The organism is Sulfitobacter sp. AS59, from assembly GCF_038899995.1.
Taxonomy (GTDB): Bacteria; Pseudomonadota; Alphaproteobacteria; order Rhodobacterales; family Rhodobacteraceae; genus Sulfitobacter.
This window is the reverse complement of record NZ_JBBMQK010000006.1, coordinates 148,766-166,867: the sequence shown is the minus strand read 5'-3', so window position 1 is coordinate 166,867 and position 18,102 is coordinate 148,766. Positions and strand designations below refer to the sequence as shown.

The window sequence follows — 18,102 nt, the reverse complement described above, 5'->3', positions numbered from 1 at the left end:
GCCAGCGCCTTCACCCCAGCGTTCTATGCCGCCGCACCACGCTGTTCGGACGCCCCGGCAGGGTCAGCGACGCGTCAGACCGTGGCCCCCGTGCGATCACCTTGCCCTTGGCGATGACGCACAACCGGTTGGCGCGCAGGCGCAGCGCCTCGATCGGGTCGCCGGCATCCAGCACCACCAGCGACGCCTTGGCCCCCACGTGCAACCCGTAATCCTCTAACCCCATGGTGCGCGCATTGGCCGTTGTCACCATGTCGAAACATTTGCGCATCTCGTCAGGGCTGGTCATCTGCGCCACGTGCAGGCCCATGAATGCCACATCCAGCATGTCGCCCGTCCCCAGCGAATACCACGGGTCCAGCACGCAATCCTGCCCCCAACCGACGTTGATCCCCATGGCCAGCATTTCCTTGACCCGCGTCAGCCCACGGCGTTTGGGATAGGTATCATGGCGCCCTTGCAGCACAATGTTGATCAGCGGGTTCGGTATCGCGCTAATCTGTGCCTCTGCGATCAGGGGCAGCAGCTTGGACACATAGTAATTGTCCATCGAATGCATCGAGGTCAGATGCGACCCCGCCACGCGGCCTTCAAGACCCAAGCGCGTCGTTTGATACGCCAGCGTTTCAATATGCCGCGACATCGGATCATCCGTCTCGTCACAATGCATGTCCACCATCAGGCCGCGCGCCTCGGCGATTTCGCACAGGTCGCGCACCGATGCGGCCCCGTCGGCCATGGTGCGTTCAAAATGCGGGATGCCGCCCACCACATCCACGCCCATCTCAAGCGCGCGGATGGTATTTTCACGGGCGGTTGGATCACGGTAAAACCCGTCTTGCGGAAACGCGACCAGTTGCAGGTCGATGTAATCCTTGACGTGCTCGCGCACCTGCAACAGCGCCTCTACCCCCAGCAACCTGTCATCGCAGGTGTCCACATGGGACCGGATCGCCAGCAGCCCCATGGACGCCGCCCAATCGCAATAGGTCAGCGCGCGGGCGACCACCTCGTCTTGAGTCATCACCTGCTTCAACTCACCCCAGAGGCCGATCCCCTCCAGCAGCGTACCCGAAGCGTTGATGCGCGGAATGCCGTAGCTCAGCGTTGCATCCATATGAAAATGCGGATCGACAAAGGGCGGACTGACCAGATCGCCGGTCGCATCAATCACTTCGCCCGCCTGCGCATCGCCCAACTGATCCATCGCGGTAATCTTGCCACCCGCGACGCCAATATCCGTCACACGCCCGTCCGGCAGCGTGCCGCCCTTTACGATCAGATCAAACATCAGCGTTCTCCTTTGTTGAACGGCACCATCAAGGCGGCGGGCACTTGGGCGCGGCGTGACACCAGCACCAAGGCAATGATGGACAAGATATACGGCGCCATAAGGAAGATTTGATAGGGGATATCCGCGCCAAAGCTGGTTTGCTGCACGCGAATTTGCAACGCGTCAAAGGCGGCGAACAACACCGCGCCCAGCAACGCCTTGCCCGGCATCCACGATCCGAACACCACCAAAGCAATACAGATCCAACCGCGCCCGTTCACCATTTCAAAGAAAAAGCTGTCAAAGGCGGACATGGTCAGAAACGCGCCGCCCATTGCCATGAACCCGCTGCCCACGATTACGGCCCCCATGCGGATCGCCGTCACGGACAGACCTTGTGCAGCCACCGCTGCCGGGCTTTCGCCTGCTGCGCGCACCGCAAGGCCCAAAGGCGTGCGGTACAACATCACGCTGGTTGCCGCGACCAACGCGAACGCCAGATAGGTAAACGGCGTTTGCGAAAACAGCGCTTGGCCCAGCAGTGGAATATCGGACAGCAGCGGGATTTCATAAGGCTGGAACGCGTCAATCTTGGGCGGGCTGGTCACCTGCGGCAACGCCAAGCGGTACGCATAATAGGTCGACGACGTGGCCAGCAACGTCACCCCCAGCCCCACCACATGCTGCGACAGGCCAAACGGCACCGTCAGCACGCTGTGCAGCAGGCCAAAGCCCATGCCGACCACCATCGCCACGGCCACACCAACCCAGAGCCCGGTACCAGAATACACGGCCATCCAACCGGCAAAGGCCCCCGCGACCATGATCCCTTCGATGCCAAGGTTCAGCACGCCCGCGCGTTCGCAGATCAATTCGCCCATCGTGGCAAGGATCAGCGGCGTTGCGATGCGGATGGCAGCGGCCCAAAAACTGGCAGAAATCAGAATATCAAGAATTTCCATCAGTCGCGCACCACCCGAAACCGCGTCAGCATGATTGCCAGCACCATCAACAGCAGCGCCGTGGCCAGCATCATATCTGCCAGATAGGTCGGCACACCTGCCGCGCGGCTCATGCTGTCAGCGCCCACGAAAATCCCCGCGACAAACAGGGCCGATACGATGACACCCAGCGGGTTTAGCAGCGCCAGCATCGCCACGATGATCCCCGTATAGCCAAACCCCGGCGACAGATCGAGCGTCAGGCTGCCCTTCAGCCCAGCCACCTCGGAAAACCCCGCCAAGGCAGCAAGTCCCCCCGACAGCAGTGCCGTCTTCACCAGCACCGCGTTCACCGGAATGCCTGCAAATGCAGCCGCGTCGCGGTTCAGCCCCACCGCGCGCATCTCGTATCCCAAGGTGCTGCGCGTCTGAATCACCCACACCGCGCAGGCGCAAAGTATCGCCAGCGCAAACCCCCAATGCAGCCGCAGCCCGTCAACAATCCGTGGCAAGCGCGCCTCGGGGATCAGACGCGCAGATTTGGGCCAACCCATGCCCATCGGGTCTTTCAGCGGCCCTTCGAGCAGCATTGAGATGAACAACAGAAAGATAAAGTTGAACAGCAAGGTGGTCACGACCTCGTCCACGCCGAAGCGGGTTTTAAGGATCGCAGGCACCAGCAGCACAATCGCCCCGGCCAGCACCGCGCCGATCGCCAGCGCGGGGATCAAGGCGAAGCTCGGCCAAGGCAGTGCGCCCGTCCCCAAAACCACCGTGATCAATGCACCTGCGTATAGCTGCGCCTCGGCTCCGATGTTCCAGAACTTGGCCTTGAACGCGACCGCGATGGCCAAACCGGTAAAGATCAGCGGCGTCGCGCGGTTCAACGTCTCAAGCAGCGCAAACTGCGATCCGAATGCGCCTTTCAGTATCAACCCCAGCACGGCAAACGGATTGGCCCCCGCAACCATTGCCAGTAGCGACGCGATCACCACCGTTGCGATGATTGCGATTGCTGGCGGCGTAAAGCTGCGCGCCAAGGATGGGTTCGCGATGGGTTCAAGACGCATGGGCCACCTGCGCGTCAAACCCTTGGCCGGCCATCCAAATCCCCAGCTCTGCCGGGGTCATCGTACCGCGATCAAAGCCGGGCGAAAGACGCCCCCCCGCAATGACGTGAATAACATCCGATAAGCTCATGATTTCATCCAAATCTTCCGAGATTAGCAACACCGCCGCCCCGCGATCCCGCGCCGCCAGCAATTGGCTGTGCACATAGTTCACCGCGCCGATATCAAGGCCGCGCACGGGCTGGTTGGCCAACACAATCTGTGGATCAGCCTCTAGCACACGGCCAAGGATCAGCTTTTGCATATTCCCGCCCGACAGCAACCTGATACGGGTGTCCGGACCGGGGCAGCGCACATCGTATTTTTCAATGATATCAGTGGCAAAACCCTTGGCTTTGACCCAGGATATCCACCCGCCCTTGCTGAACGGCGCGGATTCGTAGCCTTCAAGTATCGCGTTCTCGGTCAGGTCAAAGTCAGCGATGGTACCGGTTTTATGGCGGTCTTCGGGAATGCGTGCGATGCCATTTTGAACCGCTGCACGCGGCGACCACTGGGTCAGTGTCTTGCCGTTCAACACCAACGCCCCTTGGGACGGCATCCGCATCCCGCCAACCACATCGGCCAATGCCGCTTGCCCATTGCCGGACACACCAGCCAGTCCGACGATTTGCCCTGCCTTCAGCTCAAGCGAGACAGACTTTAACCCGGGGCTATTCGCAATATCGGGTGTGGATACATCTTTCAACGAAAGCAACACCTTACCGGGCGTAGCTGCGGTGATATCAGGGGCTTTTGCTGCCGATCCCATCATCAATGCCGACAACGCAGTCTTATCTGTATCAGCAGTCTTGGTTTCTGCGACGAGCTTGCCGTGGCGCAGCACGGCCACACGGTCAGATATCGCCATAACCTCATGTAACTTATGGGAAATGAAGATGATTGATAGCCCGTTTTGAATCCCCAAACGCAAGGTAGCAAACAGATCATCTGCCTCTTGCGGGGTTAGAACGGCGGTGGGTTCATCCAAGATCAGGATTTTCACATCACGATACAACGCCTTAAGAATCTCAACCCGCTGGCGTTCACCAACTGTTAAGCTGCCAACACGCGCCGACGGGTCAACTTTTAGATTAAACTCATCCGACAGTCGCTTGATTTTATTATAGGTTTCCTGCTTCCTTAGCCGAAGCGCTTTCAACGACTGCCCGCCGAGCGCGATGTTTTCAAGAACCGTCAGATTATCCGCCAAGGTGAAATGCTGATGCACCATGCCCACGCCCGCATCCAATGCAGCGCGCGAATTGCCCGGTGGCAGAGTTTGACCAAACACCTGAACCGACCCGCTGTCGGCTGTGTAACCGCCAAAGAGGATGTTCATCAGCGTGGTTTTACCCGCGCCATTTTCGCCCAGCAGCGCCACGACCTCCCCCCGATGCAAAGACAAACTGATCGCGTCATTCGCGACCAGTTTGCCAAAGCGTTTGGTAATGGCGTCAAGGCGCAGAACGATCTCTGCCTTGCCGGTCATGTGGTTACGACGATGTCGGTTCGGAATCGTTGATTTCGACCACAAAATCGCCCGACATGATTTCAGCTTGGCGCTTGTTCACCAGATCAAGTGCCGCTTGCGGAACTTTGCCGTCGAAAGTGCCCAATGGGGCCAACACTGTGCCGCCTTCCTTCATAAAGGAATAAACGCCGTAATCGGCCGCCATGAACGTGCCTGCCTGTACTTCGGCAATGGCCTTGTCCAAGGTCGGTTCAAAGTTCCAGATCGCCGAGGCGACGACGGTTTCAGGGTATTCGGCCTGCGTATCGATCACGTTGCCAATCGCCAGCACGCCCTTTTCCTTGGCCGCGTCCGACACACCGAAACGTTCGGCATACAGCATATCCGCACCGTTTTCGATCATCGCGAATGCGGTTTCCTTGGCCTTGGGCGGATCGAACCACGACCCGATAAAGCTGACCTGGAATTTGATGTCAGGGTTCATCTCCTTGGCACCGGCCATAAAGGCATGCATGAGGCGGTTCACCTCCGGAATTGGGAAGCCACCAACCATGCCAATATTGCCGCTTTCAGACATGGCACCTGCAATGATACCAGATAGATATGACGCGTCTTGAATGTAGTTATCGAAGACTGCGAAATTGGGCAGCGCCGCGTCTTCCTTAAAGCTTGATCCCATTAGAAACGCGATTTCAGGGTAATCGGCCGCGACCTCACGGGCCTCTTGCTCTGCGCCGAAAACCTCGCCGATGATCAGCGTATTGCCCGCCTCGGCGTATTCACGCAGAACCCGGGCATAGTCGGTGTTGCTGACATTTTCCGAATAGACATATTCGATATCGCCACGGGTTTGTGCTGCCATCGCCGCCTTGTGAATGCGGCTGACCCATTGCTGTTCAACAGGCACCGTATAGATACCCGCGACCTTGATCGGTTCGGCTGCAAAGGCCGGTGCGCCAAGTGTTCCAGCCAGTACAGCGGCCGCAGCGGTTGTCGCCAAAAAGCCGCGCCGACCGATCCGAGAATTCAGTTTTGCCATCGTAATTGTTCCCCATTGGTGTTTGATTGCTCAAAGCCTGCTTTGGAAGCAATGGACCGGTCAAGGAGTATTTTACCAAACGGTCAAGACAAACCACCGCGCAACACGCTATGGTTTTATCGGCAAAGCCAGCTGCACAATAAACAAGCAAACGCATATTGAACTGGGGGGCGTACCCTGCCCAACCGATGGCCAGCCTTAGATCAGCTGTCGATATAGCGTTGCATGGCGGCTGTCGCGCCCTTTTCCCAGATCATCCTGAGCCATCGGTCAAAGGCCATGGCAAAGACCTCGGATTGGCCCAGACCGCTATATACCCGCGCCTGATCCAACCACGCTTGCGGGTTGGTTTTGGCCGCCTGTGCAACGGCTTGCAGATCATCCCAATAGGGATCGTTGGGGGCGATTACGGTGCCGTCTTCGCGCGTCCCCTCGCACATCCGCGCCCAAAGTGCCTCGACTAGGGCCAGCCCTTCGATGGCTGCCCCCGCCGCAAGCGCATCGCGGATGATGGGCAGCACAAACCCAGGATGACGCGACGCCCCGTCAAAGGCCACGCGGCGCACAGTGTCGCGGATTTCAGGGTTGCTGAACCTTGTATCGATCAGATCGATATAGGCCTCCGCGCTCATCCCCGGCACCGCATCCACATGGGGTGCGCTTTCAGTCAGGCTGACCTTGCGCAGGAACGCACGAATTGTCGGATGCGCCATACATTCCGAAATGGTTTCAATGTTCAGGATTTCGCCGGGGTTCGCGATGATCTGGTGGCCCGCATTCAGCAAACGCAGTTTCATTGCCTCGAACGCGTGCACATCATCGGTAAAGGTAGCACCAGCAAGGTCCCAATCGGGGCGACCGGCGCAAAAATCGTCTTCGATCACCCATTGGCGAAAGTTTTCATGGGTGACGGGGGCCATATCAACCACGCCAAATTCACGGGCAAGCGCCAGTTCGGCAAGCCCCGTGGCAGGCACGATGCAATCAACCATCGCATTGGGAAAGGTGCAGTTTGTATCGATCCAAGCGGCCAGATCAGGGTCAGACAGTTTCGCCAACCCCACGACCGTCCGGCGCAGGATCGCGCCATTGCCTTGCAAGTTGTCACAAGACTGGCAGGTAAACGGACCATGACCCGCATCGCGGCGTAGTTTCAACGCGGCAATCATCGCGCCAAAGGCGGTTTTGGGCGTCACAGGATGGGCCGCGTCATGCATAATATCAGCATGGGCCGCGTCAAACCCGCCTGCCCCGTTCTGGTAATAACCACCTTCGGTCACGGTCAGCGCCACAATGCGGATCGCCGGGTCGGCCATCTGGGCAATCAGCGCCGCGTTGTCATCCTCGACCGGAACGAACCCGATCATGGAGCCGGTGATTTCCGCCGATTTGCCGTTAGGGTCCAGCTTGATCAGGGTCGACAGGTAATCTTGGGCCTTTAGGCGCTCACGCTGCGCTGTGTCAGCGGCGCGGACCCCAGCCCCGATGATCGCCCAGTCATGGGCCAGCCCCATGTCCATAAGCCGGTGCAGATACCACGCCTGATGGCCCCGGTGAAAGTTGCCCAGACCGATATGCACGATGCCCGGTGACAGGTCTGCACGCGCATAAGATGGCACGCGGATGTCTGCGGGTAGGTCTTTAATAGTATCTAGAGTCAACGGCTTAGCCATCAAATTCTCCGGTTAAGGGGGTAATGCCGGACGCGCTTAGCTCATCCACTGGCCACCGTCGACGTTATATGTTTGGGACACGATGTAATCTGCGTCAGGCGACGCGAGGAAGATCGCCATGCCCGTCAAATCCGCGGGAACAGCAAAGCGGCCTGCCGGCACCCCTGCTGCGACTTCGGCCTTTTTCTGACCGGGTTTCTTGTTTTCCAGCTTGGCAAACATCGCATCGACATGATCCCAATGCGCGCCGTCCACCACGCCGGGGGCGATGGCGTTGACGTTGATGCCGTGGCGGATCAAATCCAGCCCCGCCGATTGCGTCATCGAGATCACGGCGGCCTTGGTCGAGCAATAGACCAGCACCAGCGGTTCGCCTCTGCGGCCCGCTTGGGAGGCCATGTTAATAATCTTGCCGCCATGGCCCTGTTTGATCATCTGCGCGGCGGCGGCCTGCATGGTGAACAGCGTACCGGCCACATTCACCGCATACAGCCTGTCAAAGCTGTCGCGGGTGATGTTGACCGTCTCAGCCGCGTCGAAAAGTGCGGCGTTATTCACCAAAATATCCAGCTTGCCCGCCTGCGAAACCACCGATGCCACCGCCGCATCAATGCTGGCCTGATCGGTCACGTCGATCTGCACGGCATAGGCGGCATCGCCCAGTTCAGCTGCCGCTGCCTGTGCCGCTTCAAGATTGATATCAGCGATCGCCACCTGCGCGCCCTCAGCGACAAAAGCCGCTGCAAAGCCACGGCCAATGCCGCGCGCGGCCCCGGTGATCAGGGCCGATTTCCCCGACAGACGTTTCATCCGATGCGCAACCCTTGGGCGTCAAAGCGGTGCATCTGATCCTCCATCGGCGTCAGATAGATGGTGTCGCCGTGGCGCGCTTCGATGTCGCCGGTGATGCGGACGGTCATCATGTCCATCAGCCCGGTGTCATGCACGTGGATAAAGGTGTCAGAGCCAAGATGTTCAGCCACACCAACCCGGCCTTTCCAAGCGCCTTCGGTTTTGGAAACGGTCAGGTGTTCGGGGCGGATACCGATGGTGGTCGCATCATGTTTCGCGGCCTCTGGCCCTTCGATCTGGTTCATCTTGGGAGAGCCGATAAAGCCCGCAACGAATTTGTTGCGCGGACTGTGATAAAGCTCAAGCGGCGATCCAACCTGTTCGATTACCCCGGCCTGCAGCACGACGATTTTATCGGCCATTGTCATGGCTTCGACCTGATCGTGGGTCACATAGATCATGGTGGTTTCAAGCTTTTTATGAAGCTCCATAATCTCGAGCCGCATGCCGACGCGCAGGGCGGCATCAAGGTTCGACAGCGGTTCGTCGAACAAGAACGCCGCCGGTTCGCGCACAATCGCACGGCCAATGGCCACACGCTGGCGCTGCCCGCCAGACAGTTGGCCGGGTTTGCGATCAAGGTAATCGGTCAGGTTCAACGCCGCAGCAGCCGCGTCGATTTTGGCCTTTTGCGTTGCCTCGTCCACACCCGCCATACGCATCGGAAAGGCGATGTTTTTGCGCACCGACATATGCGGATACAGCGCGTAAGACTGGAACACCATCGCAAGGCCGCGCTTTGCCGGGGGCAAGGTGGTCGCGTCTTGGTCATTGATGCTGATATGGCCGGATGTGGTGTCTTCCAGACCCGCAATCAGACGCAGCAAGGTGGATTTACCGCAGCCAGACGGCCCGACGAAAACGACAAACTCACCTTCGTTAATATCAAGATCAAGCGGCGGGATGACTTGCACATCGCCAAAGCTTTTGGTGACTTGGTTCAGGGATATCTTGCCCATTATGAAAGTTCTCCCGTTAAGCGGGGTCTATGACAGACCCCAAGCCGGTCGCTGACCGACGTGGATTTGAATGGATGGCGCGGCAACATCACTTGACCGCACCGAAGGTAAGACCGCGCACAAGCTGCTTTTGGCTGAACCAGCCCATGATCAGAATGGGCGCAATGGCCATCATCGAAGCCGCCGAGAGCTTGGCATAAAACAACCCTTCTGGGGCCGAAAAGCTGGCGATAAAGGCGGTCAAAGGGGCCGCGTTCACGGTTGTCAGCAGAATAGTCCAGAACGCCTCGTTCCAGGCCAGAATGATATTCAGCAATATGGTCGATGCGATGCCCGGCAACGCCATCGGCGTCAGTACATAGATAATCTCGGACCGCAGGCCCGCGCCGTCCATGCGCGCGGCCTCTAGGATCTCGCCCGGGATTTCGCGGAAATAGGTGTAGAGCATCCAGACAATGATCGGCAGGTTGATCAGCATCAGCACGACGATCAGCAGAATCCGGCTGTCCATGACGCCCAGCCATTTGGCCAGCAACACCAGCGGATAAAGCACACCAACGGCAGGCAACATCTTGGTCGAGAGCATCCAAAGCAGGATGTCCTTGGTCTTGCGACCGGGCACAAAGGCCATCGCCCAAGCGGCAGGCACAGCGATCAGGATGCCCAGCAAGGTCGACCCGACCGCAATGATGATCGAATTCATCAACGCCTTGGGATAGTTCGACCGTTCCTGAACGGCGGCATAGTTCTCAAGCGTCCAGTCAAAGAACAACCACACCGGCGGATCGGAAATTGCCGCGGCTTCGGTTTTGAACGATGTCACGAATGTCCAGAGGATCGGAAAGAACATCATCAGACCAAATGCCCACGCAAGCGCGGTCCACATGACCTTTTTCTGAGTTGTAATGGCACGGGCCATGGGGCTCTCCTTTTCCTCAGTTATCGAGGTTCTTGCCAACGATCCGCATCAGGAAGATCGCGACGATGTTGGCCAGGATGACAGCGACGATACCACCAGCGGACCCAAGCCCGATGTTCTGGCTTTCCAGCACCCGCTGATAGACCAGATAGGTCAATGTGCGGGTCCCGAAAGCACCGTTGGTGGTGACGAAAATTTCAGCAAAGATCGACAACAGAAAGATCGTCTGGATCAAGATCACAACGGTGATCGCGCGGCTAAGATGGGGCAGAATGATAAAGCGGAACCGCGCCACTGCGGGGGCACCGTCCATCTCGGCGGCCTCAAGCTGTTCACTGTCCAGCGACTGTACCGCCGTCAGCAAAATCAGCGTCGCAAAGGGCAGCCATTGCCACGCAACAATCACGATGATCGAAAACAGCGGTGATTGGCTAAGGAAATCATAGGGTTGCAGGCCAAAGAACTTGTACCCGTATGAAAACAGACCGTTGTCGACGTTAAAGAACATGTTCTTCCACACCAACGCCGACACCGTGGGCATGACAAAGAACGGCGCGATCACCAGAATGCGTACGATCCCCTGCCCGAACATCGGCTTGTCCAACAGCAGCGCCATCATAACGCCGCCGGTGATCGTGATCAGCAAGATGCTGCCCACCATCCAAAGCGTCGTCATCAGCGATTTGATAAAGGAGCTTGAGCTGAAAAAGCGCACGTAATTGTCAAACCCGATCCACGCGTCGAACACACCGCGCATCGGGCGGTAATCGGCAAACGAGAAATAGAGCGTCATGCACAGCGGGATCAGCATCCACACCAGCAAGACAAAAACAGCCGGCGCGATCATATAACGGGCTGCGGATTTTGAATGTGCTGTCGCCATAACAAAGCTCCTGACGGTTAGGTATGAAGAACAAATGGGGGTGGCGCTTGCGAAAGGTCACATGGACCTCACGAAAATGCCAGTCTTTGGTTAAGTGCTGTTCGAGATAGGCAGGCGGCGCGCCGAACGCGCCGCCCCTTGGATACTGCGGCTTAGTAGCCTGCTGCTTCCATTTCTTCTGTGGTCAGTTCTTGTGCGTTTGCAAGGGCTTGCTCAGCTGTTTGGTTGCCCGCAAGAGCGTCCGAGAACTGCTGGCCCACTTGGTTTGCGATGCCTGCAAATTCCGGGATCGCAACAAACTGTACGCCTGTATATGGCACTGGTTTCACAGTTGGGTTCGTTGGGTCCGCAGACAGGATGCTTTCCAATGTCATCTGCGCAAAGGGTGCAGCGGCAAGGTAGTCGGCGTTTTCGTACAGGGATGTACGTGTGCCCGGAGGCACATTTGCCCAACCTTCGTTACCCGCAACCAGTTCGGCATAGGCCGGGCCAGTTGCCCAAGAGATGAACGTCTTGGCTGCGTCTTGCTTTTCCGAGGAGGACGGAATCGCCAAGGACCATGCCCAGAGCCAGTTGCCGCGCTTGCCCAGACCATTGTCAGGTGCCAGTGCGAAACCGACCTTATCCGCAACGGTGGAATCTGCGCCAGTTACAAAGGATGCCGCAACGGTTGCGTCGATCCACATGCCGCACTTGCCTTGTTGGAACAGCGTCAGGTTTTCGTTGAAACCGTTGTTTGCGGCACCCGCTGGGCCAGATTCATTCATCATGTCCAGATAGAAGTTCAGCGTTTCGGCCCATTCTGGGCTGTCAAACTGTGCATTCCAGTCTTCGTCAAACCAGCGCGCCCCAAAGGAGTTGGACATCGCCGTCAGGAAGGCACCGTTCTCGCCCCAGCCCGCTTTGCCGCGTGCGCAGATGCCGTTGATGTCGTTGTCACGGTCTGTCATTGCGGCCGCCGCTTCACGGATGAATGTCCATGTTGGCGCGTCGGGCATTTCAAGGCCGGCTTTTTCCATCAGGTCGGTGCGATACATGACCATCGAGGATTCACCATAAAACGGCGAGGCATAAAGCTCTCCGTCGACGGTCAGACCGCCAGCGATGGCAGGCAACAGGTCGTCCTTGTTGTAATCGTCGGCCATGCCTTCGTTCAACGACACCAGCCAACCGTTGTTGGCCCAGATTGGCACTTCGTATGTGCCGATGGTCATGACGTCATACGCACCACCACCAGTAGAAATGTCTGTCGTCAGATTTTGACGCAATACGTTTTCTTCCAGCGTGACCCACTCGACTGTGATGTCGGGGTGCTTGGCGTTAAAGTCTTCGGTCAGACCCTGCATGCGGATCATGTCGCCGTTGTTAACTGTTGCGATTGTAATGGTCGTGCCGTGCGCATCTGCGGCGGCAATGCCAGCAGACAGGCCAAAGCCGACCGCAGAGGTCAGCAAAAGATGCTTGAGTTTCATGGTTGTCCTCCCAAAGACGTTTTTTACACGTGTTAAGAATAGGGAGCAAATTTACATTTCGTCAACTTAATATTTCAGGTTTAGACGCTGCAACGCAGCAATCCAAACAGTGTTAAGCGGATTGGCGCACCTTTAAAACACCGTCCATAAGTTGAACCGTTTGATTGGACTGAGGTTTTTCCACGCGCAACTTTTCTATCAATCGGTCCACAGCCGCCTGCCCGATCGCCTGAACGTTCTGTGCGACGGTCGTTAATGTCGGAATCATGAACTCCGAAAGCGGATAATCGTCGTGGCCAGCGATTCGCAAACCGCCGCGGCGCAGGGTCCCAGGCTCAAGCCCATGCTGTGCTGCAGCCCGCAATGCACCAATCGCCACACGGTCATTAGCGCATAGGATCGACGCGTTTATGAAGTCCCCCTTGGAAAAATAGTGATCGAGCACGGCAAGGCCATGCGCCTCAAAATGCCCCTCCGCGTTCAGGGACTCCATGCCGATGATGGTCGGCTCAAGCCCCAATTCTTCCATTTTGGATGTATATGCCATCTCGCGTTCAAGGGCGTTAAAGTTCACCCGCGGCATCGCCAAAAACACCGGCGGGCCGCCCACGCGCGTCAGATATTCGGTAATAAGGCCAGTGCTTTGAACATGATCCGTGCCAACAAAGTCCACACCGGACAGCCGCGCCGGGCGCGAATCCATCAACACAAAAGGCAGCCGCGAATTCAGCCTTTCATACACATTAAGATCGCTGTGGTTTCCAAGAGGTGCCACAACGGCCCCATCCACATTCATCGATAAAAATGTCTCGGCAGCGCGGGCCTCGATCTCGGGGTCGGAATGCGAGCACTGCGTAATAACAGTGTACCCCGCCCGCATGGCCGCGCGCTCAATCGATTCAAGCAAACGTGTGAAAAACAGGTCGTTTAGGTAGGGAATGATGACGCCAATCATCCCCGTCGTCTTTCTGTTCATCCGCGTCGCAAAGAAATTCGGAATATATTCAACCTGCTCCAACCCGCGGCGGATCCGCTCAACCGAGGATTTGCTGACCTTGGTCGGATCCTGAAAATACCGCGACAAGGTTGGCCGCGAAACGCCAATCGCCGCTGACAGCTCTTCCATCGTGTGAATCTCGGGTTTTGCCATCGCTTCTTTTCCTTGCCTTACCTGCGCTCAACCGAACACTAGGGTAAAGAAAAGCGAATGTCGCCATCCAGATTTTAACGCGCGGAAAATATTGACTTCTGATCTATAACCCTCAGATCGGTGTTCTGCGAGTACGCGGCGTCCCTTGTGCAATTGGTACGTCCATTGGATGGTCAGCGACTTCGATACCCAGGCGCTAAGGCACGGTGCGTCCCGCTTTTGGTGGGGCATATTTCGCAGCTGAGCGAGACTATTTCATGCCTGCCCTGTCACATAAGGAGAACGCAAAACCGGTGATCCGGAGCAAGCGAAACACAACTCTAGGAATATTCGATAAGTGCGAAGCAGTCCGCAGATCACACTCTCATATTTACGCAATCACCTCAGATGTCGCGCGTCTTGCGACCCATCTTAGACGGGGGCAATGAAGGGGCAAACGTAGCGACATTTTCTAACGGCACCAGATTATGCCCGCCAGTCCCTAAGCTACTTTCCAGTTCTCCATCTCCGTCTTGGCGGTTTTGAAACGCTCCGTCAGTTCCCGCAAGGTACTGGCATTTTGAGCAAGACTGAGGCAGGCAGCATTCGTTTGCTCGAACTGCGCAGCATTTCGCTGGGTCGCAGCGCCCAGATCACCAACCGACGCATTGACTGATGATATCTCCACGCTTTGTTGTTGCGTGCTGCCTGCGATAAGCTCCATTCTCTCTGTTATCCCCTGCACAGCCGCCACCACTTTCTCAAGTGCCGACACGCTGTCCGAGATCTTGTTCGACCCCCTTGCCACCTGCTCCTCAGAACGGCTGATTATTGTCCTGATATCCGTCGCACTTTCTGCGGAACGTTGCGCCAGCGCGCGCACTTCTGATGCGACAACGGCAAAGCCGCGGCCAGCATCGCCTGCCCGCGCCGCCTCAACCCCCGCATTTAGCGCAAGAAGATTGGTTTGAAATGATATGGCATCAATAACCTCGACAATCTTAGCGATTTCCTGCGCTTCACCCATGACCAATTGCATTGCAACGGACGCATCAGATACAATTTCGCCGCTTTGTTTCGCGCTCAATTGGGCGCTTTGCGACGAACCGTTCACCTCATCAACGCTATCGGCGTTTTCTTTGACAATCCGCGTTAATGCACCCAATGCCAAAGACGTGCTGCCAAGCGTCATGGCCTGCTGTTCAGTCTGAAGAGCCAAATCGTTGGTCGACATAGAAATTTCGTGAATCTCCGCATCCATCTGCATCGACCGCGTCGCAACCTCAGACACCATTTCCTCGAGCGAGCGGACAGCGGCATTAAAGCCATCTCTCAGTTCGTCATATTCCTTTGGCAGCGACCGAGAGATACGCGCGGTCAAATCACCCGTTCCTAACCGCCTCAACGCGATGCGCAATGCCTCAACGACCAAGGCCTGCTCTTGCGATTTTGCCTTATCTCGTTCGTCGTGATTTTTCTGAATCTTATGCTTTTCAATCTCAGCTGACTGCCGAGTCACCTCTGCGGCCTCGAGTTGAAGCACAGTTGCCTCGGCCCGTTCCTGCGCCTGCTGCGCGTCTTGCTTGGCTTCTTCGGCTTGCTTTTGAGAGAGTTGCGCCTCTTTGCGTGCAGCATCAGAAACTGCCAAGCTCTCCAGCAGTTCATTCGTCTTCAGTTGCGTCGCGCGCTCCAGACGTACCAGCTGTAAGACAGTGATCACGAGCGCCACCGTTTCCAACACGACAATTCCAGCGTGAAGCAAGGTCCGCTCGATATTTTCCCATAGCCCGCCGGTGGGATAAATCAGGGAAGGCATCAACACGGAAAGCGATGCGTGGTGAAGGGCGATGATTGCTGCCGCGAAAAGCAAAGCAGGTATACTGCGTAAAATGACCAATGAGGCAAGCAGCGCAAAATACAGCATATGGCTATCAATCTGCCACGCATGTCCCTGAAAAGCCCCATTCAAAGCAATGGCTTGCCCCATCAGGGCAAGTGCGGCCCCAATGGTTGTCAACAATCGCTGCCCGCGCGCCATCAAGGCACCGAAAACCAAAAAACAAAGAGAGACGGAGACAGCCCAAATATAGTTGCCCCCCACCACAAACGCGGCGATCAGGACGCAAGGGACCAAGGCGATCGCAAGCGCAAAGACCATTTTCACTGACGCCCTGAGTGAATTAATTTCCATTTTCACGAGTTCCGTACCACCGGCAACGATACGTCACCTGAAACGCCACAAATATCGGCCAATAGGCCCGCTGGGAGCAGACGATACCCTGCCAGCATCAATCGGGAATGCCCCGCCGGAGAGACGGTGACAAACTGACTAAACAAGGGGCGAACCGGCCCCACTTCCCTGCCACCTGCCCGATCAAGTTGTTCTTGAAAGCGATCAGAGACACCAAATGACAAGACGATATACAGGTCCTGCCGGTCAAGCCGCCCCGCGTTCGATAGGATAGATGTCAATGGCCCGACAAATACCACCAGACAAAACGCGGCCAGAATCCATGGCGCACATGCAAAGAGCGGACCTGTTGTCCTGCCGCCTGTTGTTCGCCGGATTTCAGCTAAACCAGTCAATTACTCACAGACTCCATTTTTCGGACCCGACCGTTTTCATCAAGATGCTGACGGCAATAGGGTCGGCTTATGTGGGGGCCTGTCGCCTGCTCATTCATCAACGCAGATGGGCAACCCGCATGAACGTCAGCATTGTCCAAAAGAGTTTAGAAAGTGTGGAGAGTGACGCTCAGAAAATGGTAACTTGCCCATGATCCGATGTTTTATCGTGCTTAACCTGACTTAAATTAGCCCGAACGCGAGCAAGGCGTAAAACCTCTAAAGCAGATGCAATTTCAATGCTTTGACAGGTAACCATTTCGGTTTTCAGATGTGCCGAAAAATTTCTGAGGTCTTCCACCGTCTGGATGAGAACATCCATTTCTTGCAGCACTGTAGCTTGATCATCTGGCAGTTTTTCGCCTCGCATCAACACTGCCATCATTGTTTCATCTACCCGGCGCGCCATGTGTTCAACATTGGTTAACTCACTCTCAAGACCCTGAAAAAGCTCAGCCCATGTCAACGCCACCGAAGTCACAGGCGGCCAATCACGGTTTCAAGGCAGGCCTTCATTTTGGGCGTATCAAACGGCTTGGTCAGGAAATTGTTCAGCCCCCATTTTTGGGCCGCGACAAGAGTTTCCCGGTTCATAGCACCGCTTATCAATATAAAACCGATCCGCGCGGTGTTTTTCTGTGACCGCAGGTTCGCCAATAGCTCCAACCCCGACATACCCGGCATATTCTGGTCCGAAATCACCAGATGAAACCCCTCTCGCGTCGCTTTGACAAAGGCAGCGTCACCCGAATTACAAACATCTACATTTGTAAAACCGATCTCGTACAATGCATTGCAAATAAGCCCCCGGCTTACGCTTGTATCATCAGCGACGAGTATTTTTACAGTTTCACGTAGTGACATCGCCGCGCTCCTTTTTGCTCATGTTCTGCCCTAAAAAGCTTAACGGTCGGCGAAAAGACGTCGGGCCGAACAGCTCAAGTTGAAGGGCCAAATCAGCACCAATGCGTTCAGAGTGACCGATAAAAAGCGTACCCTCTTGATCCAAAACGTTTTCCAAGCCCTGCCAAATGCGCGACTGCGTTTCAGGGTCCATATAAATCGCGGCATTTCGACAGAAAATCACGTGAAATGGGCCGCGCACCGGCCACGGTTCCACAAAGTTTAGGTACCGGAATGTCGTCATGTCTTTTAACGATTGGCGGATATGCAGCTTTCCGTCGCCCCGATCAGCCTCGAATAGTGTACCGATATAGGGCTCGGACACCCCATTCATTGACCTTTTAGGGTAAATACCGGTCTTCGCATGCTGCAACATATGCGTATCGATATCGGTTCCCAAAATGCGGATGTCGAAATCCAGCGCATCAGGAAAAATGTCGAGAACAAGCGCGGCAATGCTATATGCCTCTTCACCGCTTGCGCATGCCGCCGACCAGAGCCTTATGCGCTCACCTCGTTTCGCCTTTTCAATCAAATTCGGCAGCACCTCGGTTTTGAGCAGGTCAAAATGGCCGGGCTCACGAAAAAACCGCGTGGTGTTGGTCGTCAATGCATTGATCATCTGAACCAGTTCTTGCGCGCCACCTGGGGTGCAAACATGCTCAAGATAAGCATCAAAATCCGGCAATTTCTGACGCCGCACGCGGGACGAAAGCCGTGACAGGATCAAACTGTTTGAGCTTTCCTCAAGATGGATCCCCGTTTTGCTTTTGAGAAGCGCGCGGATGCCGTTAAATGCAGTGGTCGACAACAGTATTTCACCGCGACCCATGGCTATGGAGGTGACTTTG

The 18,102-nt window shown here is 56.3% G+C and carries 16 protein-coding genes; all 16 read right to left on the bottom strand.

All coding sequences use genetic code 11. The annotated features are described in order from the left end of the window. Positions 1 to 10: 10 nt before the first annotated feature. Complete coding sequence (locus WNY39_RS14290; RefSeq protein WP_342846508.1) at positions 11 to 1,291, bottom strand: amidohydrolase family protein; 1,281 nt, start codon at positions 1,289 to 1,291, stop codon at positions 11 to 13. Next, positions 1,291 to 2,235 (bottom strand): ABC transporter permease, encoded by a 945-nt coding sequence (locus WNY39_RS14285; RefSeq protein WP_342846506.1) that lies wholly within the window; start codon positions 2,233 to 2,235, stop codon positions 1,291 to 1,293. Before WNY39_RS14285 ends, WNY39_RS14290 begins: the two co-directional genes overlap by 1 nt. Beyond that, positions 2,235 to 3,284 carry an ABC transporter permease gene (locus WNY39_RS14280; protein WP_342846504.1) on the bottom strand — a complete coding sequence of 350 codons (1,050 nt, stop codon included), beginning with the start codon at positions 3,282 to 3,284 and terminating at the stop codon, positions 2,235 to 2,237. Before WNY39_RS14280 ends, WNY39_RS14285 begins: the two co-directional genes overlap by 1 nt. Further along, entirely contained in the window at positions 3,274 to 4,815 is a 1,542-nt protein-coding gene (locus WNY39_RS14275) for an ABC transporter ATP-binding protein (protein ID WP_342846502.1), read from the bottom strand. Before WNY39_RS14275 ends, WNY39_RS14280 begins: the two co-directional genes overlap by 11 nt. 4 nt (positions 4,816 to 4,819) lie before the next feature. After that, positions 4,820 to 5,836, bottom strand: a complete 1,017-nt coding sequence (locus tag WNY39_RS14270; RefSeq protein ID WP_342846500.1) for a BMP family protein — start codon at positions 5,834 to 5,836, stop codon at positions 4,820 to 4,822. A 203-nt stretch (positions 5,837 to 6,039) separates the two neighbouring features. Further along, the gene (locus tag WNY39_RS14265; protein WP_342846498.1) at positions 6,040 to 7,509 is read right to left on the bottom strand and encodes a mannitol dehydrogenase family protein; all 1,470 of its coding nucleotides are present in this window, start codon (positions 7,507 to 7,509) and stop codon (positions 6,040 to 6,042) included. Between the two features lie 36 nt (positions 7,510 to 7,545). Continuing rightward, positions 7,546 to 8,319 (bottom strand): L-iditol 2-dehydrogenase, encoded by a 774-nt coding sequence (locus WNY39_RS14260; protein WP_342846496.1) that lies wholly within the window; start codon positions 8,317 to 8,319, stop codon positions 7,546 to 7,548. Continuing rightward, entirely contained in the window at positions 8,316 to 9,320 is a 1,005-nt protein-coding gene (locus WNY39_RS14255) for an ABC transporter ATP-binding protein (protein WP_341235377.1), read from the bottom strand. Before WNY39_RS14255 ends, WNY39_RS14260 begins: the two co-directional genes overlap by 4 nt. A gap of 88 nt (positions 9,321 to 9,408) precedes the next feature. Next, a complete protein-coding gene (locus tag WNY39_RS14250; protein WP_342846493.1) occupies positions 9,409 to 10,239 on the bottom strand; it encodes a carbohydrate ABC transporter permease in 831 nt (276 codons plus the stop codon). 16 nt (positions 10,240 to 10,255) lie between these two features. Further along, positions 10,256 to 11,122: a sugar ABC transporter permease gene (locus tag WNY39_RS14245; protein ID WP_342846491.1), complete on the bottom strand. Its 867-nt coding sequence runs from the start codon at positions 11,120 to 11,122 to the stop codon at positions 10,256 to 10,258. A 152-nt stretch (positions 11,123 to 11,274) separates the two neighbouring features. Next, positions 11,275 to 12,594 (bottom strand): sugar ABC transporter substrate-binding protein, encoded by a 1,320-nt coding sequence (locus WNY39_RS14240; protein ID WP_342846489.1) that lies wholly within the window; start codon positions 12,592 to 12,594, stop codon positions 11,275 to 11,277. A gap of 112 nt (positions 12,595 to 12,706) precedes the next feature. After that, positions 12,707 to 13,744: a LacI family DNA-binding transcriptional regulator gene (locus tag WNY39_RS14235; RefSeq protein WP_342846487.1), complete on the bottom strand. Its 1,038-nt coding sequence runs from the start codon at positions 13,742 to 13,744 to the stop codon at positions 12,707 to 12,709. Positions 13,745 to 14,225: 481 nt separating this feature from the next. Next, a complete protein-coding gene (locus WNY39_RS14230; RefSeq protein WP_342846484.1) occupies positions 14,226 to 15,914 on the bottom strand; it encodes a methyl-accepting chemotaxis protein in 1,689 nt (562 codons plus the stop codon). 564 nt (positions 15,915 to 16,478) lie between these two features. Next, positions 16,479 to 16,820, bottom strand: coding sequence for a hypothetical protein (locus WNY39_RS14225; protein ID WP_342846482.1), 342 nt, complete (start codon positions 16,818 to 16,820; stop codon positions 16,479 to 16,481). A gap of 5 nt (positions 16,821 to 16,825) precedes the next feature. Further along, positions 16,826 to 17,212 (bottom strand): response regulator, encoded by a 387-nt coding sequence (locus WNY39_RS14220; protein WP_342846480.1) that lies wholly within the window; start codon positions 17,210 to 17,212, stop codon positions 16,826 to 16,828. Next, positions 17,199 to 18,083, bottom strand: a complete 885-nt coding sequence (locus tag WNY39_RS14215) for a protein-glutamate O-methyltransferase (protein WP_342846652.1) — start codon at positions 18,081 to 18,083, stop codon at positions 17,199 to 17,201. The genes WNY39_RS14220 and WNY39_RS14215 overlap by 14 nt, the downstream gene beginning before the upstream one ends. Positions 18,084 to 18,102: the final 19 nt, after the last annotated feature.